The sequence below is a fragment of the Amycolatopsis sp. NPDC050768 genome (genome assembly GCF_040654155.1).
Taxonomy (GTDB): domain Bacteria; phylum Actinomycetota; class Actinomycetes; order Mycobacteriales; family Pseudonocardiaceae; genus Amycolatopsis.
In genome coordinates, this window is the sequence record NZ_JBFAHL010000002.1 from 110676 (window position 1) to 134935 (window position 24260).

The 24260-nt window shown below is 70.0% G+C and carries 25 protein-coding genes and 6 tRNA genes; 17 read left to right on the forward strand and 14 right to left on the reverse strand.

From position 1 onward, the window contains the following. Positions 1-108: 108 nt before the first annotated feature. A complete protein-coding gene (locus AB0H62_RS07650) occupies positions 109-270 on the forward strand; it encodes a hypothetical protein (protein ID WP_220242611.1) in 162 nt (53 codons plus the stop codon). Here AB0H62_RS07650 and AB0H62_RS07655 read toward each other — a convergent pair. Then, the gene (locus AB0H62_RS07655) at positions 230-598 is read right to left on the reverse strand and encodes a hypothetical protein (protein WP_266118116.1); all 369 of its coding nucleotides are present in this window, start codon (positions 596-598) and stop codon (positions 230-232) included. The genes AB0H62_RS07650 and AB0H62_RS07655 overlap by 41 nt on opposite strands. Positions 599-746: 148 nt before the next feature. On the opposite strand from AB0H62_RS07655, the gene AB0H62_RS07660 reads away from it, so the two are divergent. The 12 genes from AB0H62_RS07660 (at position 747) to AB0H62_RS07715 (ending at position 7236) form a co-directional block, all read left to right on the forward strand. Next, complete coding sequence (locus AB0H62_RS07660; RefSeq protein WP_266118117.1) at positions 747-875, forward strand: hypothetical protein; 129 nt, start codon at positions 747-749, stop codon at positions 873-875. Between the two features lie 80 nt (positions 876-955). Then, positions 956-1028 (forward strand) — tRNA-Trp (locus tag AB0H62_RS07665). A gap of 100 nt (positions 1029-1128) precedes the next feature. Next, a tRNA-Gly gene (locus AB0H62_RS07670) sits at positions 1129-1201 on the forward strand. A 14-nt stretch (positions 1202-1215) separates the two neighbouring features. Then, positions 1216-1287, forward strand: a tRNA-Thr gene (locus AB0H62_RS07675). 155 nt (positions 1288-1442) lie between these two features. Further along, positions 1443-1514, forward strand: a tRNA-Lys gene (locus AB0H62_RS07680). Between the two features lie 35 nt (positions 1515-1549). Beyond that, positions 1550-1623 (forward strand) — tRNA-Lys (locus AB0H62_RS07685). Positions 1624-1628: 5 nt separating this feature from the next. After that, positions 1629-1701 (forward strand) — tRNA-Asn (locus AB0H62_RS07690). A gap of 869 nt (positions 1702-2570) precedes the next feature. Next, entirely contained in the window at positions 2571-3416 is an 846-nt protein-coding gene (locus AB0H62_RS07695) for an ABC transporter permease (RefSeq protein ID WP_220242613.1), read from the forward strand. A gap of 38 nt (positions 3417-3454) precedes the next feature. Then, the gene (locus AB0H62_RS07700) at positions 3455-4435 is read left to right on the forward strand and encodes an ABC transporter substrate-binding protein (RefSeq protein ID WP_360584788.1); all 981 of its coding nucleotides are present in this window, start codon (positions 3455-3457) and stop codon (positions 4433-4435) included. Between the two features lie 14 nt (positions 4436-4449). Then, complete coding sequence (locus AB0H62_RS07705; protein WP_220242615.1) at positions 4450-5271, forward strand: ABC transporter ATP-binding protein; 822 nt, start codon at positions 4450-4452, stop codon at positions 5269-5271. Next, entirely contained in the window at positions 5268-6320 is a 1053-nt protein-coding gene (locus AB0H62_RS07710; RefSeq protein ID WP_360584790.1) for an amidohydrolase family protein, read from the forward strand. The genes AB0H62_RS07705 and AB0H62_RS07710 overlap by 4 nt, the downstream gene beginning before the upstream one ends. A 145-nt stretch (positions 6321-6465) precedes the next feature. Beyond that, a complete protein-coding gene (locus AB0H62_RS07715) occupies positions 6466-7236 on the forward strand; it encodes a GntR family transcriptional regulator (protein WP_220242617.1) in 771 nt (256 codons plus the stop codon). 38 nt (positions 7237-7274) lie between these two features. On the opposite strand, the gene AB0H62_RS07720 is transcribed toward AB0H62_RS07715, so the two are convergent. Genes AB0H62_RS07720 through AB0H62_RS07760 form a run of 9 tightly spaced genes read right to left on the reverse strand, consistent with a single transcriptional unit; the run spans position 7275 to position 15923 of the window. Continuing rightward, positions 7275-7760, reverse strand: a complete 486-nt coding sequence (locus AB0H62_RS07720) for a flavin reductase family protein (protein ID WP_220242618.1) — start codon at positions 7758-7760, stop codon at positions 7275-7277. Further along, entirely contained in the window at positions 7750-8478 is a 729-nt protein-coding gene (locus AB0H62_RS07725; protein WP_220242619.1) for an alpha/beta hydrolase, read from the reverse strand. The genes AB0H62_RS07720 and AB0H62_RS07725 overlap by 11 nt, the downstream gene beginning before the upstream one ends. After that, on the reverse strand, positions 8475-9476 hold the full coding sequence (locus tag AB0H62_RS07730; protein WP_360584793.1) for an LLM class flavin-dependent oxidoreductase: 1002 nt from the start codon (positions 9474-9476) through the stop codon (positions 8475-8477). Before AB0H62_RS07730 ends, AB0H62_RS07725 begins: the two co-directional genes overlap by 4 nt. Next, positions 9473-10825: an NtaA/DmoA family FMN-dependent monooxygenase gene (locus AB0H62_RS07735; RefSeq protein WP_220242621.1), complete on the reverse strand. Its 1353-nt coding sequence runs from the start codon at positions 10823-10825 to the stop codon at positions 9473-9475. The genes AB0H62_RS07730 and AB0H62_RS07735 overlap by 4 nt, the downstream gene beginning before the upstream one ends. A 22-nt stretch (positions 10826-10847) precedes the next feature. Beyond that, on the reverse strand, positions 10848-11669 hold the full coding sequence (locus AB0H62_RS07740; protein ID WP_360584795.1) for an ABC transporter ATP-binding protein: 822 nt from the start codon (positions 11667-11669) through the stop codon (positions 10848-10850). Then, positions 11666-12559, reverse strand: a complete 894-nt coding sequence (locus AB0H62_RS07745; RefSeq protein ID WP_255638250.1) for an ABC transporter ATP-binding protein — start codon at positions 12557-12559, stop codon at positions 11666-11668. The genes AB0H62_RS07740 and AB0H62_RS07745 overlap by 4 nt, the downstream gene beginning before the upstream one ends. Then, positions 12556-13413, reverse strand: coding sequence for an ABC transporter permease (locus tag AB0H62_RS07750; RefSeq protein WP_360584797.1), 858 nt, complete (start codon positions 13411-13413; stop codon positions 12556-12558). The genes AB0H62_RS07745 and AB0H62_RS07750 overlap by 4 nt, the downstream gene beginning before the upstream one ends. A gap of 1 nt (position 13414) precedes the next feature. Then, positions 13415-14407: an ABC transporter permease gene (locus AB0H62_RS07755; protein ID WP_360584799.1), complete on the reverse strand. Its 993-nt coding sequence runs from the start codon at positions 14405-14407 to the stop codon at positions 13415-13417. After that, on the reverse strand, positions 14397-15923 hold the full coding sequence (locus AB0H62_RS07760) for an ABC transporter substrate-binding protein (protein ID WP_360584801.1): 1527 nt from the start codon (positions 15921-15923) through the stop codon (positions 14397-14399). The genes AB0H62_RS07755 and AB0H62_RS07760 overlap by 11 nt, the downstream gene beginning before the upstream one ends. A 312-nt stretch (positions 15924-16235) precedes the next feature. Here AB0H62_RS07760 and AB0H62_RS07765 point away from each other — a divergent pair, with 312 nt between their 5' ends. Further along, positions 16236-17102, forward strand: a complete 867-nt coding sequence (locus tag AB0H62_RS07765) for a LysR substrate-binding domain-containing protein (RefSeq protein WP_360584802.1) — start codon at positions 16236-16238, stop codon at positions 17100-17102. Further along, on the forward strand, positions 17103-17630 hold the full coding sequence (locus AB0H62_RS07770; RefSeq protein WP_220242625.1) for a cupin domain-containing protein: 528 nt from the start codon (positions 17103-17105) through the stop codon (positions 17628-17630). It begins immediately after the preceding gene. A gap of 298 nt (positions 17631-17928) precedes the next feature. Here AB0H62_RS07770 and AB0H62_RS07775 read toward each other — a convergent pair whose 3' ends face one another. Beyond that, entirely contained in the window at positions 17929-18537 is a 609-nt protein-coding gene (locus AB0H62_RS07775; RefSeq protein ID WP_360584804.1) for a TetR/AcrR family transcriptional regulator, read from the reverse strand. Between the two features lie 182 nt (positions 18538-18719). Between AB0H62_RS07775 and AB0H62_RS07780 the strand changes: the two genes are divergently transcribed. Then, entirely contained in the window at positions 18720-19088 is a 369-nt protein-coding gene (locus AB0H62_RS07780) for an SgcJ/EcaC family oxidoreductase (protein ID WP_360584806.1), read from the forward strand. Between the two features lie 201 nt (positions 19089-19289). Here AB0H62_RS07780 and AB0H62_RS07785 read toward each other — a convergent pair whose 3' ends face one another. The 3 genes from AB0H62_RS07785 to AB0H62_RS07795 form a co-directional block, all read right to left on the reverse strand. After that, positions 19290-20006, reverse strand: a complete 717-nt coding sequence (locus AB0H62_RS07785) for an SDR family oxidoreductase (RefSeq protein ID WP_360584808.1) — start codon at positions 20004-20006, stop codon at positions 19290-19292. A 178-nt stretch (positions 20007-20184) separates the two neighbouring features. Then, entirely contained in the window at positions 20185-20703 is a 519-nt protein-coding gene (locus AB0H62_RS07790; RefSeq protein ID WP_360584810.1) for a DUF1269 domain-containing protein, read from the reverse strand. Positions 20704-20781: 78 nt separating this feature from the next. Beyond that, positions 20782-22074: a hypothetical protein gene (locus tag AB0H62_RS07795; protein WP_360584812.1), complete on the reverse strand. Its 1293-nt coding sequence runs from the start codon at positions 22072-22074 to the stop codon at positions 20782-20784. Between the two features lie 82 nt (positions 22075-22156). Between AB0H62_RS07795 and AB0H62_RS07800 the strand changes: the two genes are divergently transcribed. Next, positions 22157-23809, forward strand: a complete 1653-nt coding sequence (locus AB0H62_RS07800) for a CotH kinase family protein (RefSeq protein ID WP_360584814.1) — start codon at positions 22157-22159, stop codon at positions 23807-23809. Positions 23810-24260 lie beyond the last annotated feature (451 nt).

Here is a 24260-nt window from a genome sequence, read left to right on the forward strand (position 1 = left end):
TGGGACAGGTGGTCAGCGCCCGGCGCCACCTGTCGGAGCTGGCCGAGGCGCAGCGCGGGACGGTCACCGTCGGCACCCATCTCGCCGGCTCGAACGTGCTGCTCCCCCGTGCGATCGCCCGGGCTCAAAACCGCGCACCCGCAGCTGGCCGTGTCCGTGCGCGAGGCGACGCCGGGGACGCTGGTCGAGGAGCTCGTCGCCGGGCACCTCGACCTGATCGTCGGCCGGATCACCGAACCCGGCGAGCACAAGGGAAGGCGAAGGCCTTGAGGCCGGCCTCGAAGTCCTGGTCCAGCTGCGTGACCGTGAACTCTAGCTCGTGGATCAGGTTGTCGCAGTCGCGGCAGTACCACTCGCCCTTCTCCCGCCGGCCTTCCGGGCGCGCGTGCTCGACGACGAGACCCAGGGTGCCCGGCGGTCGCTGCGGCGAGTGCCGCACGTTGCGCGGCAGCAGGAACATCTGCCCTTCCGGGATGTCGACCCGCTCCCGGCCGTTCTCGGTCATGATCTCGAGGTGGATGTCGCCCTTGATCTGGCAGAACCATTCCTCGTAGGGGTCCACGTGGAAATCGGTGCGCTTGTTCGGCCCGCCGACCATCCCGGCACGGTTTCCTGTCCAATACCCGTTCGCGCTCGCGGCATACGCGCCAGGCATATCCGCGGCAGCCGGCGCGGGAAAACAAGGTTGACGTCCGCGGGCCCGCCGGAGAAGATGGGTGCACACCAGCGAACGAGGGGGCAAGGTCATGACGAACACGCGAAAGCGAGGGACGCAGCGCCGGAATCCGGCCGCCGCGATCGTCGCCGTGCGCTCGTCCGGCCGGAAACCCTTCACCTGGACCGTCACCGGCATTACGGTCGGCTCCCCACCCTGACACGGCACTTCGTCAGGTCGAGGGAGCCGCCCATCGGGAAACCGATCCGGGCGGCTTTCTCTGTTTCGCGCGGTCAATTTACCGGTGAGCTTCCGGAGAGAGCGCGGCGGTCTCCAAAACCGTTCGCCGAAGGTTCGACTCCTTCCACCGGTGCTTCGCGCCGCCTTTCCGGTGACGTGTTCTTTGAAATTTGCACTCTTTGACAATTACACAGCGGAGCAACACTTTTCACGCCGCAGGCTCGCGGCGTCGCGCGGTCGTGGTGAACTCGGCGGACACGTCGGTCTTCCAAACCGAAGCAGAGGGTTCGATGCCCTCCGGCCGCTCGCAGCAGTAGTTCGCCTCTTCAGCTCACCAGGCAGAGCACCCGTCTCGTAAACGGAAGGACCGGGTTCGAGTCCCGGAAGAGGCTCGTGACGGCGGAGGGCCCGCCCTCCCCGCTGCACCACGAGGTGGAGCACGGCGGTCTGTGCAGCGCCGGACCAGGTTCGACTCCTGGCACCTCGACTCGCGCGGCACCCGTTGCCGCGCATGGGGATGAACCTCGCGGGTTTCCCTCCCCTTTCCGGATCGCTGGCTCAACGGCAGAGCAGCCGACTCTTACTCGGCGGGTTCGGGGTTCGACTCCCCGGCGATCCACTTCGCGCCACGGGCCCGTGCGACCCGCGGCGCGAGGGCCGCTAGCTCAACCGCGCAGAGCAGCCGACTTTTACTCGGCGGGTTCAGGGTTCGACTCCCTGGCGGCCCACTCTTTCCCCTGAGGCGCAACAGGCTGCGCACCCGACTGTTACTCGGGAGGTACCAGGTTCGAGTCCTGGCAGGGGAGCTCGTCTTGCCCGAGGTCCCCTGTGGGCCGGGGCACGACCCGACGGGAGACGCGCCGGAGCGCAGACGATCCTTGCAAGATCGCCGCGGTGGGTTCGACACCCACGTCTTCCACTCCCACAATCCACCCGGCGCGGGCGTGCAGCTCAGAGGAAGAGCACCCCGCCGACGCCGAGGAGCCCCGGGTTCGACGCCCGGCGGGACACCGAAGGACACAAGCCCCTGGTTCGAGGCCCCGAAGGACGGGGGTGCGAGCCCAGCCGGCCCACCTCGCCCGTGACCTCCTCGACGGCACCGCGCGCAGTCCGGCAACCAGCGGACTTCACAAGCCACACCCAGCTTTGCCGCTTTGTCGACGTTCGGCGTCTGCCGGCGTCGAACCACACCCCTCCCGGCATAACGTTCTACAGAACTTTGACGATTGACGGAGGATGAATAGAATCTGCCTAGGCAAGCGACTCGACCACGTCCACCTCACCCAAGGCTGGCGCGATGCCGACTGACTCCGTCACACCCCCCACGTTCAACGCGGCCGACTACCTCGTCGCCCGGCACCTCCGCGACGGCCAGCGCCACCTTGACGGCGCTCCGGGAAGCCGGTCCCGGAACCCGTTGTCTGAATTTCGACTCATGCGGTGAAGTCCCCTCTCGCGGTGAGTGCCACTCGCCGGCAAAGGGATAGGACCTCGGGTTACGCACCCGGCCAGGACGGCTTCCGGCCGCGACCCTGAATGTCCACATCAGACAACCGCCCTGGCCAGCACACAACCGAACAAAAGCAAGCCCTGGTCCCATCCCCTGAGAACCCTTGTGCCCGCCCGGACCGGCTCCTATGGTCCGTCAGACGTCTGACGTCTGAGGAGGCAGCGGATGGTGGCGAACCGTGTCGACGGCCCGGCCGGACGAACCGAGCGTGACGGACCGGTGGACTCCCAGGACGACCGCGACCGGCGGGCGGACCGGCGGCACCGGTGGGTGGTCCGCGGCGGGCAGTGGGGCGTCGGCGTGCTGATCATCGTGCTGTGGCAGCTGGCCGGAGAGGTGTTCGGGGCGTTCACGGTGAGCAGCCCGTGGCTGATCGTGCAGCGCATCGTCGAGCTGGTCAGCGGGGGCACCCTGTGGCCGGACCTGGGGACCACGCTGGCGGAGACCTTTGCCGGGCTGGCGATCGGCATGGTGATCGGCGTGGCGCTGGGCGTGCTGATCGCGCCGTCGAAAACCGTCGGACGCTGGTTCTACCCGTACATCATGGCGCTCTACAGCCTGCCGCGCGTGGCGCTCGCGCCGCTGTTCATCGTGTGGTTCGGGATCGGCCTGGAGTCCAAGATCTTCATGGTCGTGACCATGGTCGTGTTCGTCGCCTTCTACAACACCTACCAGGGCATGCGCGGCATCGAGCCCGACCTGCTCGAGATGACGCGCAGCTTCCGCGCGCCGTGGACGGCCCGGCTGCGGTGGGCCATCCTCCCCTCGATCGCGCCCTGGATCCTGACCAGCCTGCGGCTGTCGATCGCGCTGGCGCTGATCGGCGCGGTGATCGCCGAGCTCGTCGGCGCGAGCCAGGGGCTGGGCTACTACATGGGTTACGCCGCCAACGTGCTCGACACCACCGGAGTCTTCGCGGGCCTGGTGATCATCACCGTGATCGCCATGCTCGCCGAACAGCTCGTCGCGCTCGTCGAGCGACGGGTCCTGCGTCACCGCGCCACCCGCTGAGGTCCCCTCCGACCACGTCACAGATGAGGACACCACCGATGACCACCCTCTCCCGCATCACGGCCACCGTGGCCGCGCTCGCACTGGCCGCGACCGCCACCGCGTGCGGCAGCTCGTCGGCCGGCAGCGGCGGCGACTCCAAGACGATCAGGGTCGAGCTGTTCTGCAGCGGCCTGGCGCCCATCGCCGCCGAGCTCGCGCAGAACAGCGGGATCGCGGCGCAGAAGGGCATCACCATCGAGCCCATGTGCGTCACCAGCGGCTCCACGGCCACCAACGCGCTCATCGGCGGCAGCGCCGACGTGTTCATGGGCGACATCGGGCACGTCGTGCTGGCGCAGAAAAAGGGCGTGAAGATGCGCGCCTACGCCGTGGCCAACGACCGCTTCTCCTACCTCATGGTCGCCCGCAACGACATCGCCTCGGTCAAGGACCTCGCCGGCAAGAAGGTGGCCGTGACCGCGCCGGGCACGCTGTCGGACACGGAAATGCAGAAGGCGGCGCTGGACGCCGGGCTGAACCCGAAGAAGGACCTGACCGTCGTCAGCGGCGGGGCCGGCGCGACGATGCAGGCCGAGCTCAACGGCGGCCAGGTCGTGGCCGGGATGACGAGCCAGCCCGACACGCTGCAGCTGCTGCGGACCGGGAAGTTCAAGGTCCTGTGGCAGGAGCCGGACTACCACTACGTCGACATCGTGGCGATGGCCGACCAGGACTGGGTTTCCGGGCACCAGGACCTCATGAAGACCTTCCTCGCCGCGATGGACGAGGCGTCCGCGCAGGCCAAGGCCAACCCGGACCAGGCGACGACCTGGATGAAGAAGCAGGGCTACAAGATCAGCGACGCCGACCTCAAGACGATCGTCACCGAGGCCATCAAGAGCGTGCCCGACGGTCTCAAGGCCGAGGACGCGGTCGTCAAGTCCTCGACGGATCTGTTGGTGCGTACCGGGTTCCTCACCAACCCGGTTCCGTCCACTCAGGACATCTTCGACTACAGCCTGCTGCCCGCGAAGTAGCCGGGAGGACCACGATGACCGCGAAACCCGAGGCCCTGGCGCCCTCGGCCGGGCCCGCCACGTCGACCCCGAAGCTCAGCCTGCGCGAGGTCGGGCTCAGCTACCGCACCCCGAAGGGCCGGTTCGTCGCGCTCGACGACGTGACCCTCGACCTCGCCCCCGGTGAGTTCGTGGCGCTCGTCGGGCCCAGCGGCTGCGGGAAGTCCACGCTGCTCAAGCTGATCGCGGGCCTGCTGCCCACCACCACGGGCGAGATCCGGCTCGACGGCGCACCGGTGCCCGAAGGCGTACCGGAGGGCGTGGGCCTGGTTTTCCAGTCCGACGCGCTGTTCCCGTGGCGCACCGTCGCGGACAACATCCGCTTCCCGTTGGCGTTGAAGGGAGTCCCCGCCGAAGAGCAACGGGCCGAGGTGCGCCGGCTGGTCGAGCTGGTCGGGCTCACGTCGTTCGAGCAGAGCTACCCCAACCAGCTCTCCGGCGGCATGCGCAAGCGCGTCGGAATCGCCCGCGCGCTGGCGTACGACCCGGACGTCTACCTCATGGACGAACCGTTCGGGCCGCTGGACGCGCAGATGCGGATCCGCCTCGGCGGCGAGTTCCTCTCCATCTGGGAGAACCTCGGCAAGAGCGTGGTCTTCGTGACCCACGACGTCGAGGAGGCCGTGGCGATGGCCGACCGCGTGCTCGTGATGAGCCGCGGTCCCGGCACGATCAAGGAGGAGTTCCGCATCTCCCTGGACCGGCCGCGGCACTTCCAGGAAGTCCGGTTCGAACCCGAGTTCCAGCGCCTGCAGCGGGCGATCTGGCGAAGCCTGGCCGAGGAGTTCGACGAGTGATCATCGACTGCCACAACCACGTGCTTGCGACCGCACTGCCACCCGGCCACGACCGGTTCGTGCGCGAGATGCGGGCGCCCGGGCACCGGCGGGCGGGCCGGCTGCCCGCCTACCGGGCGGCCACCGACGAGGACTGGGTCGGCCTGGAAGGCGACCTGGACCCGATCGACCCGGGCACGCTCGTCGACGACCACGTGAGCGCAGGCGTGGACCGCGCGACCGTGCTGGCCGTCGCGCCCTCGACGTACACCACCTACGGCGAACGCGGGACCATCGACCTCGGCCGCGTGACCGATGTGGACGGTCCGCTGGAAGTGGCCAAGAGCAACGACTACATCGCCTCGCTCACCCGGCGCCACCCCGAGCTCATCGGCATGAGCGCCGTGAACCCGAAGTTCCGCGGCGTCGAGTGGGCCCGCGACGAGCTGACCCGCGCCGTCGGCGAGCTGGGCCTGCAAGGGCTGAAGCTCTACCCCATGTACGACCACTACGCCCCCGCCGACCGCGACCTCGCCTTCCCGATCTACGAACGCGCGGCCGAGCTCGGCATCGGCGTGATGGTCCACATGGGAACATCCTCGGCCAAGGACACCGTGCTCGACTACGGCCGGCCCGGCGCGCTCGACGAGGTCGCCCGGCACTTCCCCGACCTGCCGCTGCTGGTGTGCCACGCCGGGTTCCCTTGGGTCGACGAGTGCCTCGCCATGGTGGCCCGCCACGACAACACCTACCTCGACATCAGCATGTTCGCCACGAAGTCCACGCAGCGCCAGCTCTACGACTTCCTCCTGCGCGCGCAGCAGCTGGGCTGCCCGCTGTCGCGGATCTGCTGGGGCACCGACTACCCCGGCGGCGGCAAACCGGCCGTCCTGCTGCCGAAGCTCACCCTCGTCAACGACGTCGCCGACCCCGGCGCGCCGATCTCGCGCCTGGACGTGGCGAACATGGTGGGCGGGAACTGGGCGCGCTTCGCCGGGCTGACCGACTGGAGCGAGCAGGAGACGCTGGAGCAGCTGGAGGCGTGGGAACCTCGGTGGCGCGACTCGTGACAGCTCGTGATCACCCGTCTGCCTGGCCCAGGGTGGGTTCAGGACCCGGCGCGAGGTCATTACGCTCGGAGGGTGCCGATCGACTGTGCGTGTCGGCAGCGTTGCCGTACGACGGGCCGTGAGGCCGCCCCGGGGAGGACAACCGATGGTCATGCGTGAGCCGGAGCTGACACCCGTCTCCATCCAGACGGTCGCCGCGGACTCCTACCGGCAGGCCAAGGAGCGGATGCGTGAGGCCATCACGCGCTACGCCGCCGAGGGGCGCTACCGCCTGCCGTCGGAGGAAGAGCTCAGCACCGCGCTCGGGGTCAGCCGCGCGACGCTGCGCTCGGTGCTGCAGTCGCTGCAGAAGGAAGGCCGCATCCGTCGCCTGCACGGCAGCGGCACCTTCATCAACCGCCACACGATCGGCATCGCCGCCAACCTCGCCGAGGCCAGCCCCTTCGTCGACCTGCTCACCCAGGCCGGCTACCGCCCCGCCGTCCGCACGCTCGACCAGCGCCTCATCGCCCTCGACGACGAGCTCGCCACCTCCCTGGAACTCCCCGCCGGCGAGCGCGCGCTGCGCATCGAACGCGTCTTCGACGCCGACGGCAAACCCGCGGTCCACAGCGTCGACCACGTCCCCGCCACCTTGCTCGGCGAACATCCCGAAGACAGCGACCCGCGCCGCTCCACCTTCGAGTTCGTCGAAACCGACACCGGCACGCCCGTCTGCTACTCCGTCGCCGAGATCCGCCCCGTCCTCCCGCCCACCGCGATCGCCACGGCCCTCGGCCTCCCCCGCACCCGCCCCGTCCTTCGCCTGCGCCACACCCACATCCGGGCCGACGAGCTCCCAGTGGCGGTCACGGTGGTGCACGTCAATGACGACTACCTGCGGTTTTCGGTGATCCGGACGTATCTCGACCAGTGAGCCCCGGCGCTTACGCAAGGAGGCTTCGGGACCGTCGGTCACACCGCTTGCCGGAAACAACTGCGGTGGAACACCAGCGGTGCGGCGTCCCCGGCGTGAGCCGCCGAGTGCAGGCGCAGCAGGACGAGGGTGTGGTCGCCGGCCTCGAGGGCGCGTTCGATGGTGGTGTCGAACCAGGCGACGCCGTCGTCGAGGGTGATGGCGCCGTGGGCGGTGGTGGTGAGCGGAAGGCCGGTGAAGCGGCTGTCGGCCGGGCCGGCGAGCTGTCGTGCGACGGTGCCGTGGTGGCCGGCGAGGACGGAGACACCCAGGTGGGGCGCGCGGCGCAGGGCGGGCCACGTCCGAGACGCGGTGGCGACCGAGAAGGAGACCAGCGGAGGCTCGAGCGAGACCGAGGTGAACGAGCTCGCCGCGAGTCCCACCGGGCGGCCGTCGATCGACGCGGCGATCGCCACCACGCCGGTCGGGAAGGCGCCGAACGCGGCACGCAGCAGGGCAGGGTCGAGCGCGGGTTCACCAGGCACTGGACTCGACCGAGATCACGGGCACCAGTTCGTTGCCGAGGGTTTCGAGGAAGCTCACGACTTCGGCGGCGACGGAGCGGTGCTGCCGGTCGTTGAGCACGTCGTGGTGGGCGCCGCGGACGACGGACAGGCGGGCGCGCGGGGCGGATTTCACCATGCCGGCCAGGGTTTCGCGGTCGGCGAGCGGGTCTTCGTCGCCGATGAGCACGAGTTGCGGCAGCGGAGGGGCCGACCGGTAGGCGGCGCGCAGCAGCGCCTCGGGCACGGGGGTGGCCAAGGCGCCGCGCTCGTCGATCGACTGGGCCGAGAGCACCCCGCGGTGGGCCGGGCAGCTCGTGCGGACGTCGAGTTCGTCGTCCCAGGCACCGGTCACCCCCGCCGGGCCGGGCAGCCCGGCGAGCACGAGCGCGTCGGGCCACCACGGTTCCGTGCCCGCGCCCGATCCGGCCAGCGCCGCCAGGGCCACGGCGCCGGAGTCGGCGCCGGCCAGCACCAGCGGACGGTCGGTGAGGTCGGCCGTCGCAGCGGTGAGTTGGTCGGCGAAGCGGGCCAGGTCCAGGTCCACAGCGTCGACGACCCGGACGCGGTAGGCGTCGGCGGCCAGCCGAGTGCCGAAGCGCGTGTACGCGGCGCGCGTTTCGCCTCGGCCGGGCACGACGAGCACCGTGCCCCTCGTGCGCAGCTCCGCCGGGGCGGGGAATTCTCGATACAGGCTCACCGGCCGGCTCCTTCCAGTTGGCGCTGCCAGCCGAGTGCGGGCGCGATCTCGGTGGCGATGGTCTCGAGCGCCCGGATCGCGGTGTCGTGGTCCGGGATCGCGGGGTTGAACTGCGTGATCAGATCGGTCGCCACGGGCAGCACCCGCTCCCGCTCGAACGCCGCGACGATCTCGTCGGGATGGCCGTAGAACGCGTGGAACCGTCGCAACGACTCCTCGATTCCCACGCCTGCCGGGAAAACCCCGCGCGAGCCGAACCGCAGGGCCGCGCGGTGCACGTCGTCGCCGATCTGCGCCAGCGCGGTTCGCCGGTCGGACGCGGGGAACCCCAGGCGCGACAACCCCATGCGCGGGGTGCGCGGCTCGCGCCAGGCCGCCAGGTACGCGTCCGCCCACGGCCGCTGCACCTCGTCCGTCGGTTGGTCGTAGCCGTACGCCGCCCGGTTGAGCAGGAGGTTGGAGCGTTCCCGGGCCGCGTGTTCGGCCCCGGGCGCGCTGAACACCCCCTGCCACAAGCGATCCCCGAAACCGGACGCCGGTGGCTGGACCGTGAACCCCGGCGTGCCGACCTCTTCGCCGGCGAGCGCGGCCCTCAGCACGGCCAGGCCCTCGGTGGTCAGCTCGCGTTTGCGGGTGACGTCGCGGCCGAACGCGGCGTACTCCGTCTCACTCGCCCCGCTGCCCACGCCGACCTCGACCCGGCCGCCGGACAGCGTGTCGACGACGGAGATGTCTTCGGCCAACCGCACCGGATCTTCCAGCGGCAGCACGGTGATCGCCGTGCCGAGCCGGATGCGGGTGGTGAGCGCGGCGGCGTGGGCGAGGAACGTCCACGGCGACGACAGCCCACCGCCGGCCGGGGGCACGTGGTGCTGCGCCACCCAGCCGACGTCGAAGCCCAGCTCGTCGGCGACGACGAACAGCTCCTGGGCGTTGCGGTAGACCTCGGCCAGGTCGGTGCCGCGGCCCTGCACATGGGTGAGGAAACCGAGCCTCATCGCACGCCCGCGGCGACCGGCGCCGAACGCTCGGCGGTGTGGCGGTTCTCGGGGATCGGCAGGCCGAGGTTGCCGCGCAAAGTCTCCGCTTCGTACTCGGTGCGGAAGAGCCCGCGCTTCTGCAGCAGTGGCACCACGCCTTCGACGAAGTAGGTCAGGTCCTCGTCGTTGCGGAACGCGAGGTTGATGCCGTCGAACGTACCGGCCGCGAACCACCGCTCGATCGTGTCCGCGACGGTTTCCGGCGCGCCCACGAACGGCGATTCCCGACGCTCGCTGAAGGTTTCCACGACCTCGCGCAGCGAGAGCTGCTGCGTTCGCGCCCGCTCGATGATCTTCGCGGCACCCGTGCGCCCGCCGCGCTCGGCGAGGTGCGCGACGTCGGGGAACGGCGCGTCGAGGTCGTAGCCGCTGAAGTCGTGGGCGCCGAACGCACGCCCGAGCAGTGCAAGGCTGGCGCCGAAGTCGTTGTCCTCCTCGGAAATCCGCGCCGCGCGCTGCCGCGCCAGCTCGTCGGTGCCGCGCACGACCGGGCCGCCGTGGATGAAGATCTTGATGTGGTCGGGGTCGCGGCCCGCGGCGGCGGTGCGCCGCTTGATGTCGGTGTAGTACTCCCGCGCCTGCTCGATCGGGCCGCCCGGCGCGTAGATGCCCTCGGCCACTTGGGCGGCGAGGTCGCGACCCTCCTCCGACACACCGGCCTGGAAGATCACCGGCTGCCCCTGCGGCGACCGCGACAGGTTCAGCGGCCCGGCCACGCGGAAGTGCTCGCCGACGTGCTCGAGCGCGTGCAGCTTGGCCGGGTCGAGGAACACGTCACGCTCGACGTCGGCCGGGAAGGCGTCGTCTTCGTAGGAGTCCCACAGCCCTTGCGCCACGCGCACCGACTCCAGCGCGCGGCCGTAGCGGGTGGTGTAGTCGAGGTGCTCTTCGAGCCCGTAGTTGCGGCTGGTGCCGGTGTCGAAGCTGGTGACGACGTTCCACCCCGCGCGCCCGCCGCTGATGTGGTCGAGCGACCCGAAGCGGCGCGCGAGGTTGAACGGCGAGTTGTAGGTGGAGCTGGCCGTGCCGACGAGCCCGACGTGCCGCGTGTGCGTGGCCACGGCCGAGAGCAGGGTCAGCGGTTCGAGCCGGTTGAGGTAGTGCGCCGGGTAGCCGGCGTTGATGAACTGGCTGTCCACGATGAACAGCGCGTCGAACAGCGCGTGCTCGGCCGCCTGGGCCTGGCGGATGTAGTAGCCGATGTCGATCGACGCGTTCTTCGCGACGCTGGGGTCTTTCCACAGGCCGTGCTGGCCGGGGCCGCCGACGCCGTAGGGGTGCAGGGCGAGGTGGATCTTGCGGGGCATGGGAAACGTCCTTCCGTGGTGATCAGGTGTGCAGCAGTGCGCGCAACGCCTTGCGCTCCGCACGGCCGGCCGACGCGGTGTGCAGCGTCGGCGCCGAGCTCACGAGCAGGCGCGTGTACGGGTGGCGCGGGGCGGCGACGACCTCGCGGGTCGTGCCGAGCTCCACGAGCTCGCCGCGGTAGAGCACCGCGACGCGGTCGGCGACCCCGGCGACCGAGCCGAGGTCGTGGGAGATGAACACGAGCGCGACGCCCGCGGCCCGCAGTTCCTTGAGGATCTCCAGGATCTGCACGCGGTTCGCGGCGTCCAGCGCGCTCACCGGCTCGTCGAGGAACACGAGCTTCGGTTCGGTGATCAGGGCCCGGGCCACCGCGACGCGCTGGCGCTGCCCGCCGGACAGCTCGCCGGGCAGCCGCGTGAGCAGTTCCTCGTCGAGCCGGACCCGCTCGAGGTAGGTGCGGGCCCGCGCCAGCGCCTCGGCCCGGGGCACGCCGCGCACCAGCAGCGGTTCGATCAGCGAGTCCGCTGTGGACAGTTCGGGATCGAGGCTGCGCAACGGGTCCTGGAACACGTACTGCACCACGCCGCGCCGGCGCAGCGCCCGCCACTGCCGGGCGCCGTAGCCGGTGACGTCCGTGCCGTCGAGCACGATCCGTCCCGCCGACGGGCGCACCAGCCCCAGCACCGTGCGGGCCAGCGTCGACTTGCCCGACCCGGTCTCGCCGATGACCCCGACGATCTCGCCGGGAGCGATCGTCAGCGAAGCACCGGCCAGTGCGCGCCGGCGCCGCCGTCGGTGTCCGTAGCGGACTTCCAGGTCCGTGACCTCGAGGACGTCGGTCATCCCCGGACCTCGCTGCCGGCCAGGAACCGGTCGAGCCCGTACTGCTCGTGCTCGCCGATGAGCAGCTTCGTGTACTCGTGCCGCGGGTGGTGCAGTACGCGGCGGGTCGGGCCCTGCTCGACGATCTCGCCGTCGCGCATGACCAGCACCTCGTCGCACAGCTGCGCGACCACCGCGAGGTCGTGGGAGACGACGAGTAGGGCGAGCCCCGAGCTTTCCCGCAGGTCGGCCAGCAGGTCGAGGATCTCCGCCTGCACCGTCACGTCGAGCGCGGTGGTCGCCTCGTCGGCGATGAGCACCTGCGGCTCGGCGGCGATCGCGGCCGCGATCAGCACTCGCTGCAACATCCCGCCGGACAGCTCGTACGGGTACTGCGTGTACACGAGCTCCGGGTCGCGCAAGTGCACCGCCGCCAGCAGCTCGATCGCCCGCCGCCGCGCCGCGCGCCGCCGGTGGCCGAGCTTCACCCGCAGCACCTCGGCGACCTGCGCGCCCACCGGGATCGACGGGTTCAGGTACGACGCGGGGTCCTGGAACACCGCGCTGATCGTCGAGCCCCGCAGCGCGGTGAGCTCGGGCGTCGACAGTTCGGCCAGGTCGTGGCCCGCGACGTGGATGCTGCCGCCGGCCACGGTGAACCCCGGCGGGAGGATGCCCAGCACGGCCCGGCACGTGAGCGTCTTGCCGCTGCCCGACTCGCCGACGAGGCCGACGGTCCTGCCCGGTGTGAGCTCCAGGCTCACCCCCTTCACGACCTCGCGCCCGCCGGTTTCGTGCCCGTCGGTTTCGTGCCCAGTGGCTTCGTGGCGGATGCGCACGTCGCGCACGGCGAGCACGGGCCCGGCGACCCCGCTCGCGGCGGGCGCGGCGCTTTCGGTGAGGGCGGTCATGCCGTACCTCCGGCTGCGACTCGGCGGGTGGTGGCCCGGGTGCGCGCCGCCGCGCCCGACACGTCGCGAATCGCGTCGGCGAGCAGGTTGGCGGCCCACACCGTGGCCGTGATCAGGAGCGCGGGCGCGACCGGCGCCCACGGTTGGTAGCTGAGGTACCCGAGGTCCGACGCCAGCAGGCCGCCCCAGGTCGGCGCGGGCGGCTGCACGCCGATGCCGAGGAACGTCAAGCTGGAGACGATGACGAACCCGACCCCGACCGTCTGGGCCAGCGCCACCGCGATCGGCGGCAGCACCTTGACCCACACGTGCCGGCGCACGATCCAGCCGAGCGAAGCACCGGAGATCAGCGCCGCCTCGACGTACTGCGACCGCGCCACGGCGAGCGTCGCGGCCCGCGACACCCGGTAGAACAAGGGCGACACCAGCGCGCCCGTCACCACCATCGCCTGCGTGATCCCGTTGCCCAGCAACGCGGTCACCGCGACCGCGAACAACAGGAACGGCAGCGCGACGAGCGTGTCGGCCAAACGCAGCGTGGCCCATTCGAAGGCGCGCCCGAGGTAGACCGACAAGATGCCGGGCACGGTGCCCGCCACCAGCGCCACCGAGGCGACCTCCAGCGAGGCGAGCACGCTGACCCGCGAGCCGGCCAGCAGCCGGCTGAACACGTCGCGCCCGAGGTTGTCGGTGCCCAGCCAGTGGCCCGCGGACGGGCCGGCCAGCGTGGTGCCGCTCGCGGCCAGCGGGTCCTGCGGCGCGAGCAGCGGGCCGAGGATCGCGAGCAGCGCGACCACGACGAGGATCGTCACCGCGATGCGCCCCGTGCGGAGCGCGAGGATCCGTCCCAGCACGTCACACCCCCCGCTGCGAGGCCGGCGTCACGCGCCCGAGGACGACGTTGACCAGCAGGTTGAAGGTCACGACCAGTGCGATCGACACCACGAGCACGCCCTGCACCGCGGGCACGTCTCCGCTCTGGGCCGAGTCGTTGGCGAAGCGGCCGAAGCCCTGCAGCCCGAAGATCCACTCGGTGACCACCGACGCGCCGACGAGCGCGGGGAACTTGAGCCCGAGCGTGGCCAGCGCCGGCCCGATCCCGTTGCGCAGCACGTGCCCGAAGAAGACCCGCCGGGGCGAGAGGCCGCGCACGACCGCGCCGATGACGTAGTTCTCCTCGTACGCGCTGACGAGGCCGGTGCGCAGCTGGCGCGCGACGTCGGCCATGACGTCGAAGCTGAGCGCGAGCGCGGGCAGGGTGATGTGCACGAGCCACGGGCCGACACCGTCGGTGACGGGCGCGTACCCGGCCGACGGGAACAGCCCCAGCCCGACCGCGAACACCGCCACCAGCACGATGCCGACCACGAACGCCGGCAGCACGGACACCGTCGTGACGAACCCCGTCACCGCGCGGTCGGCCCAGGTGCCCCGGCGCAACGCGGCCAGCGTGCCGAGCGCGAACCCGGCCACCACGCCGACCACCAGCGCGAACACCGCCACCGACAGGCTCACGCCGAGGCCGAGGCCGATCAGCGTCGAGATGTCGGCGCCGTTGACCCAGCTCGTGCCGAGGTCGCCGTGCAGGACCGCGGTGAACCAATGCCAGTACTGCACCAGGAACGGCCGGTCGAGGCCCCACTGGCTCTCGATGTTGGCGATCGCCTGCGGGGTCGCGTCCTCGCCCAGCTGGATGCGGGCCGGGGACAGTCCGCTCAGCGCCCGCAGCGCGAACGTCACGAAGGTGGCCACGAAGAACACCGGGACGAAGATCGCGACCGAGCGGGCCAGCGTGCCCGGCAGGCGGCGCAGCGCGGCCGGGAGGAGCAGCCGGGTCTCAGCGGCCACTGATGGTCACCCCCGTCCAGTCGAGGTGCGCCGGGTTCTTCGGCAGAGCGGAGATCGTCTTGCTCTTCGCGATCAGGTTCGGCGAGGAGTAGGTGAACACCAGCGCCCGGCTCGCCAGCCCGGCGCGGGTGGCCGCCTGCAGGACCTGGGCGTAGTCCGCTGCGTCCAACGGCGTGCGCCGGACCTTCGCCACGGCGTCCTCGAAGCCCACGGGCTCGTAGGGGCTGGAGAGGTTGAGCGGGCCGTGGGGTCCGAAGTGGGCAGTCAGCGTCTGCACCGCGGAATCGCGCCCGGTGGTGCTGTAGAGCGAAAGCGTGAGGTTCTTGGCGAAGAACGGTGTGGCCCAGTTCTTGTCGATCTTGATGTTCGTGGTGATGCCCACCGCGGCGAGCTGCGACTGCACGATCTCGGCGTCGGGCTGGGAGTCCGGCACGACGAGGTCGAGCTTGATGTCACCCGGTTTGTACCCGGCCGCGGCGAGCAGCTGCCGCGACTTGGCCGGGTCGTAGGGGTACTGGTCCTTCGACTGCGGATCGTAGGCGACGTAGCCCTCGGGGAAGGGCTGGTCGGTCGCCTCGCCGTAGCCGAAGGTGAGCTTGTCGACGAACTCCTTGCGGTTGACCGCGTAGCGCACGGCGTCGACCACTTGCGGGTTGTCGAACGGCGCCTTGTTCACGTTGAGGCTGATGTTGGCGGCGTTGAACCCGGGCTGCACGAACACGTCGAGACCGGCCTTTTTCGCGGCGTCCGCCTGGCTGGGGTCGATGTCGGCGAAGTTGTAGACCCCGGTCTGCAGCCCGGAAACGACCGTCGACGCGTCGGGCGCCGAGGTCAGTTCGACGTTGTCGATGTGGATGTTGGCGGCGTCCCAGTAGTCCGGGTTCTTCTTCAGCACGGCTTTCGTGCCGGGGATGACCTGCGTGACGGTGAACGGCCCGGCGCCGACCGGGTTCTGGTCGAGCTTCTTCGGGTCCTGCGCGGCCTTCGGGCTCGCGACCTGCAGCACGCGTTCGCCGAGCAGCTGCGGGATCTGGTAGTCGACCTGCGAGAGGTGGATGACGACGTCGAGGCCGTCGGCGGTGACGGACTCGATGGACGTGAGATCGCCGAACAAAGCGGAGTTCTTCTGGTTCTTGGCCCGTTTGATCGCGGCCTTCACGGCAGCGGCGTCGAGCGGGGTGCCGTCGGAGAACTTCAGGCCCTGGCGCAGGTGGAAGGTGACCTGGTCGCCGGCCGCGTTGTACTCCCAGCTCTTCGCGAGGTCGGGCACCGCGTTGCCCTTCTCATCGGTGCGGGTGAGCGACGCGTAGACCAGCGCCAGCTCGCGGAACTGGGCGCCGCTGCCGCCGACCACCGGGTCCCAGTGCGTCGGGAAGTACGAGGAGGCCCAGCGCAGCGTGCCTCCGGCGGAGGCCGCGGCGCCGGCGCCGCACGCGGTGAGCCCACCACCGAGGACGGCCGCGAGGGCGAGGGTGAGTGCGGTGCCGCGCAGGCGGCGCGTGGTGCGTGGCGACATGGGGAATCTTCCTGTGCTCGGGGGACAACGCGTATTCCGGCGTCCACAGTGGACTTGCCGGTTCTGGGCAGGGGAAAGGGACGCACCTCAGGGGCGCCGGGGAAAGCGCGAGTGCTCGCCTCAGCGAGGACAGATCGCGGTGCCGCAGCGGGCGTTGTCCAGCCAGCGACAGCAGGTGAGCAGCACGCTCGGCGCGTCGGCGGACCGGTTCATGACAGCGAGCATGACCCGTTGTGCCGCGCGCTGTCCAACGACGTTTCACGATGCGGATTCATCACGATTCGCGATGGTTCGCGAGGTAGGTTCCGACTCATGGAGCAGGTTCTGGACATCGTGCCGCTGCGCAGCTTCGTCGCGGTCGCCGACCGCGGCGGGTTCCAGCGCGCGGCCACGCACCTCCACCTCAGCCAGGCCGCGGTGAGCCAGCACGTGCGCCGGCTCGAAGCCGCCACCGGCCGGCAGCTCGTCGAACGCAGCGGCCGCCGGTCACGCTTCACCGCCGACGGCGACCTGCTGCTCGGCCACGCCCGCCGGATCCTCGCCGTGCACGACGAAGCGCTGCGCGCGTTCGACGTCGCGGACGACGAGACCGTGGTGATCGGGTCGACGGAACACGCCGCCGCCCAGCTCCTGCCCCGCCTGACGGCCGTGCTCGGCACCGCGCTGCCCGGCCACCGCGTGCGCTACCGCCTCGACCGCGGCACCGCCCTGCGCGACGCGCTCGGCACCGGGCGCATCGACCTCGCCCTCCTGCTGGGCGCCACCGACGACCCGCGCGCCGAACCCGTCGGCGAGCTCGACCTGACCTGGTACTGCGCACCCGGCTGGACCCGCCCTGACGGCCCCGTGCCGCTCGTCGCGTTCGACAACCCTTGTGCACTGCGGACTCGCGCGCTGGAAACCCTGTCCGCGTACGGGATCCCCGCTTCTATCGGCGCCGAAGCCAACCAGCTCGCCGGCGTCCACGCGGCCGCCGCGGCCGGCCAGGGCGTCGCCCTCCTCGCGACCCTCGGCACCACCCCCGAGGGCCTCGTCGAATGCGACGACCTCCCCCCGCCCGAACCGCTCCCCCTCGCCTGCTGGCGCCGCCACGGCCTCGACTCCGCTGTGTCCGGCCACGCCGTCGGCTCCCTGCGCCGCCTGCTCACCACCAACCACCCCCTCGCCCGAGGAGCCTGAATGTCCGTCCTGCACGTCCCCGCCGGCTCCGGCGACGGCAAGTTCGTCCGCACCCCCAGCGGCGCCCTCGTGCCCGCCGAGATCGACCCGTTCCACCGCGCGCTGAGGCACGTCGCCCCCAGCGGCCTCCTCGGCCGGACCACACAAACCCCGGGCATGAAACGCCTCGAAGCCATCAGCGGCAAGACGGTGGGCGCGCAGTCGCTGTGGATGGGCCAGACGCACGTTCCCGCGTCCACCGCGTCGGCCAACCATCACCACGGCGCGTCGGAGACCGCCATTTACATCGTGTCGGGAAATCCGACGTTCGTGTTCCTGGATGTCGACGGGGACGAGCCCGTGGAACGGCCCATCGAGACCGGGCCGGGTGACTACGTCTTCGTGCCGCCGTTTGTGCCGCATCGGGAGGAGAACCCGGATCCCGAGAACGAAGCCGTCGTGGTGATCGCCCGGACGACCCAGGAGGCGATCGTGGTGAACCTGGATGAGCTCGACTGGTCACAGGTCCGCGTCGGAGAACCACACTGACAGCGCGAAGAGTTCAGTCTCCATCCGCGCCCGCGAGCCGCGACTCGAGGCGACGGCGCAGCGTGCCGAGGTGCCCCCTCAACCGGTCCGGGGTCCTTCTGCTCGGCTCCAGCATCCTCACGCTCGCCACGGACGACACGCGGGCCCCGTGTTGGAGATCATCGTGGCGGTCGCGAGGGCGGCGCTGATCAGCTTCGCGGTGGCAGGTCTGGTGAATCCGCGGCTCAGGGGCCGCTGACGAAGAAGTACTGACCACCGCCAAGAAGCCGTCGGCACACCACGTTTCACCGGCTTCCCGTCAAGCAGCCAGCTCCCCCCGTGCGCCGAGGAGTGCCAGGCAGTTGGCCCACATCGCGTCCAGGCGCCGGAGGTCGTTGTAGAGCTTGACGAACATGATCTGCCCCTCCAGCTGCGCGACGATCGACCGCGCGGCCTCCCGGGTGTCTGCGACGTGCGCGTCACCGTGTTGTTGCGCCTCGGCGACGACCTTGTGGACCAGATCCACCTGCGCCTCGAAGATCTCCTGCAGCCGCAGGCGAATCGCTTCGGTCTGGTTGCTCAGCTCCAACGTGAGATTGCCGAAGAGACAACCCGAGACTGTGCCGCAGCTGCGCTGGCCGGCCTGCAGGGTGTTCCCCGTCGCTTCGAAGAGGCGGTGCAGCCGGTCGAGCGGACCGTCCTTGGTCACCAGGATCTCCGACCAGACCGCGAGCTGCCCGGTCCACTGCTGCTCGACAACGGCGAGCGCGAGGGCCTCTTTGGACTCGAAGAAGTAGTAGAAACTGCCTTTCACCACACCCGCGGCCTTGCACACGTCGGCGACTCCCATTCCCGCGTAGCCGCGCGATTCGAGCAGCGCCTGAGCGGAAGCCAGGATCTTCTCCCTGGCATCACTGGTCCGTCCCATGAGAAAAGCCTACGCCGCCAAGACTTCCCGAGCCAGGAAACCGTTCCGCGGGCCACGAATTCGCCGTGGGAGCCTGCGCCTAGGTGGTGAGTGGTTTTACCTCCTGGCGATGAAGCCGCCGTCGGGGTATTCCTGAAGGTGGACAACCGGTCTACTACTTGAGCGAATCTGCCGAGGTCAAGATGGACTACCAAGCGGTCATCACCCGGGTTCTCGACGCCTGGAAGGACGGCGTCGACTCGCACCGGCCCGATCGAGTCGCGAGCAGCTTCACCGAAGACGCCCTGTTCCAGGGTGCGCACCCTGGCTATTCCCTCGGCCGGAAAGGTGTCGAGGAGTACTACGCGGAACAGCCCGTCGGATTGACGGTTCGTTATGAGATCAGGGAAATCCGGCCCCTCGCCCAGGACGTGCTTTCCGCCTACGTCGATCCGGTGTTCACCCGCCCAGATGGCACGGAGCTTCGGTTTCACCTGACCGTGATTCTGCTCCAGCAGGCCGAAGGCGACTGGTTGATCAGCCACTACCACGTGTCCAAGATCGTGGAATGACCGTCGCGATCTCCGTCTGACATCCAGCGGCCCCGGCGTCGAAAGACACCGGGGCCGCTGAGGCGTCTCGGAAATACATCTGATTCCGCGGCCCACAGTCCGGTGCCTCGGATCAGTCCCCCGCGGATTCGGTCCGAAGTGGACGGCGCCGCCCCGGGGCCGCGGACGGTGGGTGTCCGCGGCCCGGGGTGGCGGGGTGTGTCAGTGGCCGGCGCTCTGGCCGCCGTTGACGTTGAGGATCTCGCCGGTGACGAACGTGGCGTTTTCCAGGTACAGCACGCCTTCGACGATGTCACTGACCTCGCCCATGCGGCCCAGCGGGTGCAGGCCGGCGCGCTCGGCGTAGGTCTCGGGCGGGTTCAGCGCGGTCTTGTGGATCCCCGGGGCGACCGCGTTGACGCGGATCCCGCGCCCGGCGTATTCCACGGCCAGCGACTTCGTCGCCGCCTGCAGGCCGCCCTTCGTCAGCATCGACACCGACGCCGGCACAATCGACACCGGGTGGTCCACGAAACTGGTCGTGATCTGCACGATGTGCCCGCTACCCTGGTCGAGCATGTGCGGAAGCACCTTGCTGGTGATATTGAACCAGCCGGCCAAGTTCACCGACACGACCCACTGGAAATCCTCAGCGGTGAACTCGGTGAACGGCTTCGCCACGAACACGCCCGCGTTGTTGATCAGGGTGTCGATCCGGCCGAACCGCTCGATCGCCGCGGCCACCACCCGGTCCGACGTCGCCGGGTCGGTGATGTCACCCGCCACCGGCACCACGCCGGCGTCACCGGACTCCTCGACCGAGCGCGCCGTGGCGACCACCGCGTAACCCAGCTTGCGGTACCCCTCCACGATCCCCGCGCCGAACCCCTGCGACGCGCCGGTGACCACGGCCACCTTCTGCCCGCTGTTGCTGCTCATCGTTTCCGTCCTCACGTAGTAGACCGGTTGTCTACAACCAGGACTACGCCGCCTGGGCAGGCGCTGCTAGAAGACAAAACCACCCACCACCAAGACGGAAACTCCCACCGCAGAAGGAGCGCAGCAGCCGGCCGGCGACCCGGACCCAGTCCGGGTGGCCGGCCCGTGTGGACGGTCGTTACTCCTTGCCCTTCGCCGCGGAGGCCGCCGACGTCACCTGCTCGGCGCTTTCGCCGTCGACCGTCTCCTTCGTGACCTTCGCGGCGTGCAGCAGGGCCTTGTCGACCTCGATGACCCAGCGTTCCTCGAACAGCGCGACGATGCCCGAGCTGTCCGGTGGCAGCGTGTCCTCCACCTCGGCCTTGATCGCCTTCTTCTCCGAGTGCGACAGCAGCCCGCCGACGCCACCGCCGAGCCCGGCGCCCACGAGCGCACCGGCGAGCAGGGACGGCGGGAAGATCAGGCCGACGACCGCCCCGCCGACGGCGCCCCACGTGGCGCCCTTGCGGGTGGTGTGGAAGTCGTCGTCGACGTGGATCTTGCCGTCACCGCGGCGGCTGACGAGGATCAGGCCCTTGACCTTGATCACGTCCTCGTGGGCCAGCTGTTTGATCGCGGCCCAGTCACCGCGGGCCGCGTCGGGGTCCGAATAGGCGGCGATGTACAGGTCGACGGGCGCGTCCTTGTTCGAGGCCATGGCCGGTCTCCTCCCGAGCGTCTCGGCGCGAGCATGCCGTCACCCGGCGGCCCGACACCTCACCCGCGCCGGGTGGGGTCAGGAGGGCGCCGGCGAAACCGGTTTCGCCTCCCGTTCTTCGGCGGCGTAGGCCTCGGCTTCGGCGTTCGCGTTGTAGTCGGCGGTCTCGCGTTGCAGCCGCCGGCGCACCGCGGGCTGCTGCGCCAGCGCGATCGCGAAGACGGTCAGCAGCACCCAGATCACGACGCAGCTCAGCACGATCGCGATCGCCGGCAGCACGACCGCGCCCAGCCGCTCCGTCAGCGCCCGCGCGGCGAGCACGCGCCAGAGCAGCATGAAGTTGACGAGGTACCCGACCGCGGACGCCACGCCGAGCGCGATCACGAACTGCTTGAGCGTGCCCGTTTTGCGCCGCTTCAACAGGGGTTCGTCGCGGTTCGGCAGCGCGATCGAGAGTACGTTGCCCACGCCGAGCCACAGCAGGATGAAACACACCACCAGCGTGCACGCGCGTGCGAACGCCCCGAACTCCCCGGCGCGCCAGGCCAGCAGGGCGCTGAGTGCGAAGCCTACCGGCGCGACGATGCACACGAGCGCCAGATTCTTGATCACCAGCAAGTGCCACAGGCGCGACCCGGTGTCCAGCGCCGCCCGCACGCGCATGGCGTCGAAGCTCATCGCGTTGACGCAGACGGCACCGCCCATCACGTACGAGATCGTCCACAACCCCAGGTACGGCAGCCATTTCTGGTCCTGGTCCCACCGGAACAGCCGCAGGTACCCCAGGTACAGCAGGCCCAGGCCGAACGCGACCCCCAGCGCCTTGACGGATTTGCGCGGCTTGCGGGTGAGCACGTACCGGATCTCCCCGGCGAGCCCGTGCGCGAGCGCCGGGCCGTGGCGGCTCACGGCGTTGCTGCCGTGCAGCGGCACGTGCCCGTCGGCGGCCACCGCACCCGGCTCGTCCTCCCCCGCCCGGATGCGCGCCAGCCGCGCCTCCAGCACGGCCCGCGCCGCGTCGGTCAACGCCATCCGCGCGATCGCGACGGCGGCCACCCCGTCGCGCTCAGCCTGCGCCGCGTCTTCGTGTGTCACAGTCTCGTGTGTCACGGTCTGGTGCGCCACGGCCTCCGCGCGGTCTTCCTGCGGCTCGGCGTCGACGTGGGTCTGCCGCAGCCGCGCCCATTCCGGCGACAGCCGGGCGGGATCGACGTCGCGGTGCATCTCCCGCCGCTGCTCTTCCGAGGCCGCGCGCGCCTTGCCGATCATGCGGCGCACGTCGTCCTCGTCCTTCCACTTCGCGGCCATCGCGTTCTTCTCGGCCGCCGCCGCGCGCTGGACCAGCTCCACGAGATCGTCGACCGCCGCCATACCCCAATCGTAGGAGCGGCGAACAGGGCAGTACAGAGGCGCTTTTCCAGCCGTACACTGGACCGATCGCGGAGGTGGGACGATGAGCGCACAGGAACAGCAGGCACTGGATTCCCTCTACGAGATCGACAATGTCCTCACGATCGACATCGTGATGCCCCAAGCCGACTGGGACGCCGTGCGCACCGAAGAGCCGGCCGGCGGCCGCTGCAACTTCGACTGGACCGGCGGCAGCCGATTCACCTGGCGAAAGGCCACCTCGGTCGAAATTTCCGGCACGAAATTCCCCGCCCGGACGTCATTTCCCGACGTCGGCATCAAGAAGAAGTCGTTCTGCGGTTCGTTCAGCAACGACAAACCGTGTCTGCACATCGACATCGGGAAGTTCCGCGACGCCAACAAGCCCTTGATCACCGCCCTCATCGGGTCCCGGTACCTGACGCTCAACAACTCCGTTCAGGATTCCGCTTTCGTGCGGCAGCCGCTCGACTACAAGCTGTTCGAGCTCGCCGGGCTGCCGCATTCCCGCTGCAATTTCGCGCGCGTCCGCGTGAACGGCACCCTCGTCGGCCAGGGCACCGGCGCCCTCGGCCCCGGCGTCTTCGTGAACGCCGAACCGATCATGCCCCGCTACATCGAGCGCAATTTCGGGAACATGAAAGGGAATCTCTACGAGCTGGAACACAAGGACGACTTCACCGACGCGCGGTTCGACTTCATCGGCGTGGAGGACCTTTCGGAGTTCGACAACAAAGCCGACCTGCGCCTGGCCATCGACCACCTCGCCGCCCACGGGCTGAGCGGGGCCGCCGAGGTGTTCGACCTCGACCAGTTCGTCAAGCTCTACGCGATGGAGTTCTTCCTCAAGCACTGGGACGGCTACACGGGCAACACGAACAACACCTACGCCTACAACGACGTCGAGGCCGTCGCCGCACCCGGTCTGGGCAACGTGAAGTTCAAGCTCATCCCGTGGGGCGTCGACCAGACCTTCCAGCCCGCGCGGCACTTCACGGTGCGCACCAGCGGGCTGCTGGCCAAGCTCGTCCACAACGACGCCGGCCGCCGCGCCCAGCTGATGGACCAGATCCGCACCTACCGCGACACGGTCTTCGGCCGCAAAACCCAGCAGGAAGTGCTGACCCCGCTCCTCGAACGCATGGGCGTCGTCCTGACGAGCCTGGGCGTGCCCGACATGCCGGCCCAGCTCATCACCGTCCGCAAGCAACTGCGCCTCGCCACCTCCGCCGGCTACCTCTGCGCGGGCCTGCCCGGCCCCGACGGCGCCTACGTCCGCGAAGACTCGACCAACGAGTGCCTCCACGCGAGCACCGAACCCATCCCCGCCGCGCCCGGCGCGCCACCGAACTTCGAGGTCGTCCACCGCCCCCGCCCGGCCGACGTCGAAGACGCCGACCTGTGGTCCTTCGGCCCCCTCGGCGCCGGCACCTCGCCGGCCGCCAAAGCCACCGGCCGCCTCCTCCACGCGAGCGCCACGACCACACCTCTGGGCCACCAGCTGCTCTACACGTGCGCCGCCGACAACTCCAACCACGCCGACGAGTTCACCCTCACCCCGATCGACCCGGTCGCCAACCCGACCAGCTTCAGCGGCTTCTTCACGCTCACCAGCGTCCGCACCGGCCAGGGCGTGACCTTCGGCGCCGATCCGACGCCGGGCGGGAGTCCGAGGGTGTACCAGGATCCGGCGCCGTCGAGGTTGTACTTCACCTGAGCGGGGCTTCACGACTGACCAGCCCTCAGACATTTGGTGCGCGCGTGGCTCATCACCCGCTGGCGGCATCCACCACAACACGTAAGCCGGCTGTTGACCGGCCGCGCGGGTTGCCCGCAGTTTGCCCGAATGGCGTTGTCGTAGCCGACCAAACTGTTGGCCGCACCGTCCATGTGATGGTGAGCCATTTTCTGGCGAGATCGTTCCATGCCAGGGGGGTGCCCAGCTACCGGAGGTGCCTGCGCCGTTCGTCAGCATCATCATGGAAGCGGACTGGGCGCGTCGATCGCCATGACGCCGCATGGCACGAGCATCCCGATGGGGCTGGTCCTGGCGCCCGCGGGCAAGGCCGTCGCCCAGAACAACGGGCTCGCCGGCGGTCACCCGGGCAACAGCGGGCTGGAACTCGTTTCGCGGCAGAGCCCCGTCGCCTCGCTCCTCGCTTCCGGCC

Bases quoted from the DNA above. Each gene is read 5' to 3' on its own strand.
- AB0H62_RS07700 (WP_360584788.1), top strand. From the start codon at position 3,455: ATGACCACCCTCTCCCGCATCACGGCCACCGTGGCCGCGCTCGCACTG.
- AB0H62_RS07760 (WP_360584801.1), bottom strand. From the start codon at position 15,923: ATGTCGCCACGCACCACGCGCCGCCTGCGCGGCACCGCACTCACCCTC.
- AB0H62_RS07785 (WP_360584808.1), bottom strand. From the start codon at position 20,006: ATGAGCAGCAACAGCGGGCAGAAGGTGGCCGTGGTCACCGGCGCGTCG.
- AB0H62_RS07695 (WP_220242613.1), top strand. From the start codon at position 2,571: ATGGTGGCGAACCGTGTCGACGGCCCGGCCGGACGAACCGAGCGTGAC.
- AB0H62_RS07715 (WP_220242617.1), top strand. From the start codon at position 6,466: ATGGTCATGCGTGAGCCGGAGCTGACACCCGTCTCCATCCAGACGGTC.
- AB0H62_RS07795 (WP_360584812.1), bottom strand. From the start codon at position 22,074: ATGGCGGCGGTCGACGATCTCGTGGAGCTGGTCCAGCGCGCGGCGGCG.
- AB0H62_RS07770 (WP_220242625.1), top strand. From the start codon at position 17,103: ATGTCCGTCCTGCACGTCCCCGCCGGCTCCGGCGACGGCAAGTTCGTC.
- AB0H62_RS07655 (WP_266118116.1), bottom strand. From the start codon at position 598: ATGGTCGGCGGGCCGAACAAGCGCACCGATTTCCACGTGGACCCCTAC.
- AB0H62_RS07730 (WP_360584793.1), bottom strand. From the start codon at position 9,476: ATGAGGCTCGGTTTCCTCACCCATGTGCAGGGCCGCGGCACCGACCTG.
- AB0H62_RS07660 (WP_266118117.1), top strand. From the start codon at position 747: ATGACGAACACGCGAAAGCGAGGGACGCAGCGCCGGAATCCGGCCGCC.
- AB0H62_RS07775 (WP_360584804.1), bottom strand. From the start codon at position 18,537: ATGGGACGGACCAGTGATGCCAGGGAGAAGATCCTGGCTTCCGCTCAG.
- AB0H62_RS07800 (WP_360584814.1), top strand. From the start codon at position 22,157: ATGAGCGCACAGGAACAGCAGGCACTGGATTCCCTCTACGAGATCGAC.
- AB0H62_RS07735 (WP_220242621.1), bottom strand. From the start codon at position 10,825: ATGCCCCGCAAGATCCACCTCGCCCTGCACCCCTACGGCGTCGGCGGC.
- AB0H62_RS07765 (WP_360584802.1), top strand. From the start codon at position 16,236: ATGGAGCAGGTTCTGGACATCGTGCCGCTGCGCAGCTTCGTCGCGGTC.
- AB0H62_RS07745 (WP_255638250.1), bottom strand. From the start codon at position 12,559: ATGACCGCCCTCACCGAAAGCGCCGCGCCCGCCGCGAGCGGGGTCGCC.
- AB0H62_RS07790 (WP_360584810.1), bottom strand. From the start codon at position 20,703: ATGGCCTCGAACAAGGACGCGCCCGTCGACCTGTACATCGCCGCCTAT.
- AB0H62_RS07780 (WP_360584806.1), top strand. From the start codon at position 18,720: ATGGACTACCAAGCGGTCATCACCCGGGTTCTCGACGCCTGGAAGGAC.
- AB0H62_RS07705 (WP_220242615.1), top strand. From the start codon at position 4,450: ATGACCGCGAAACCCGAGGCCCTGGCGCCCTCGGCCGGGCCCGCCACG.
- AB0H62_RS07740 (WP_360584795.1), bottom strand. From the start codon at position 11,669: ATGACCGACGTCCTCGAGGTCACGGACCTGGAAGTCCGCTACGGACAC.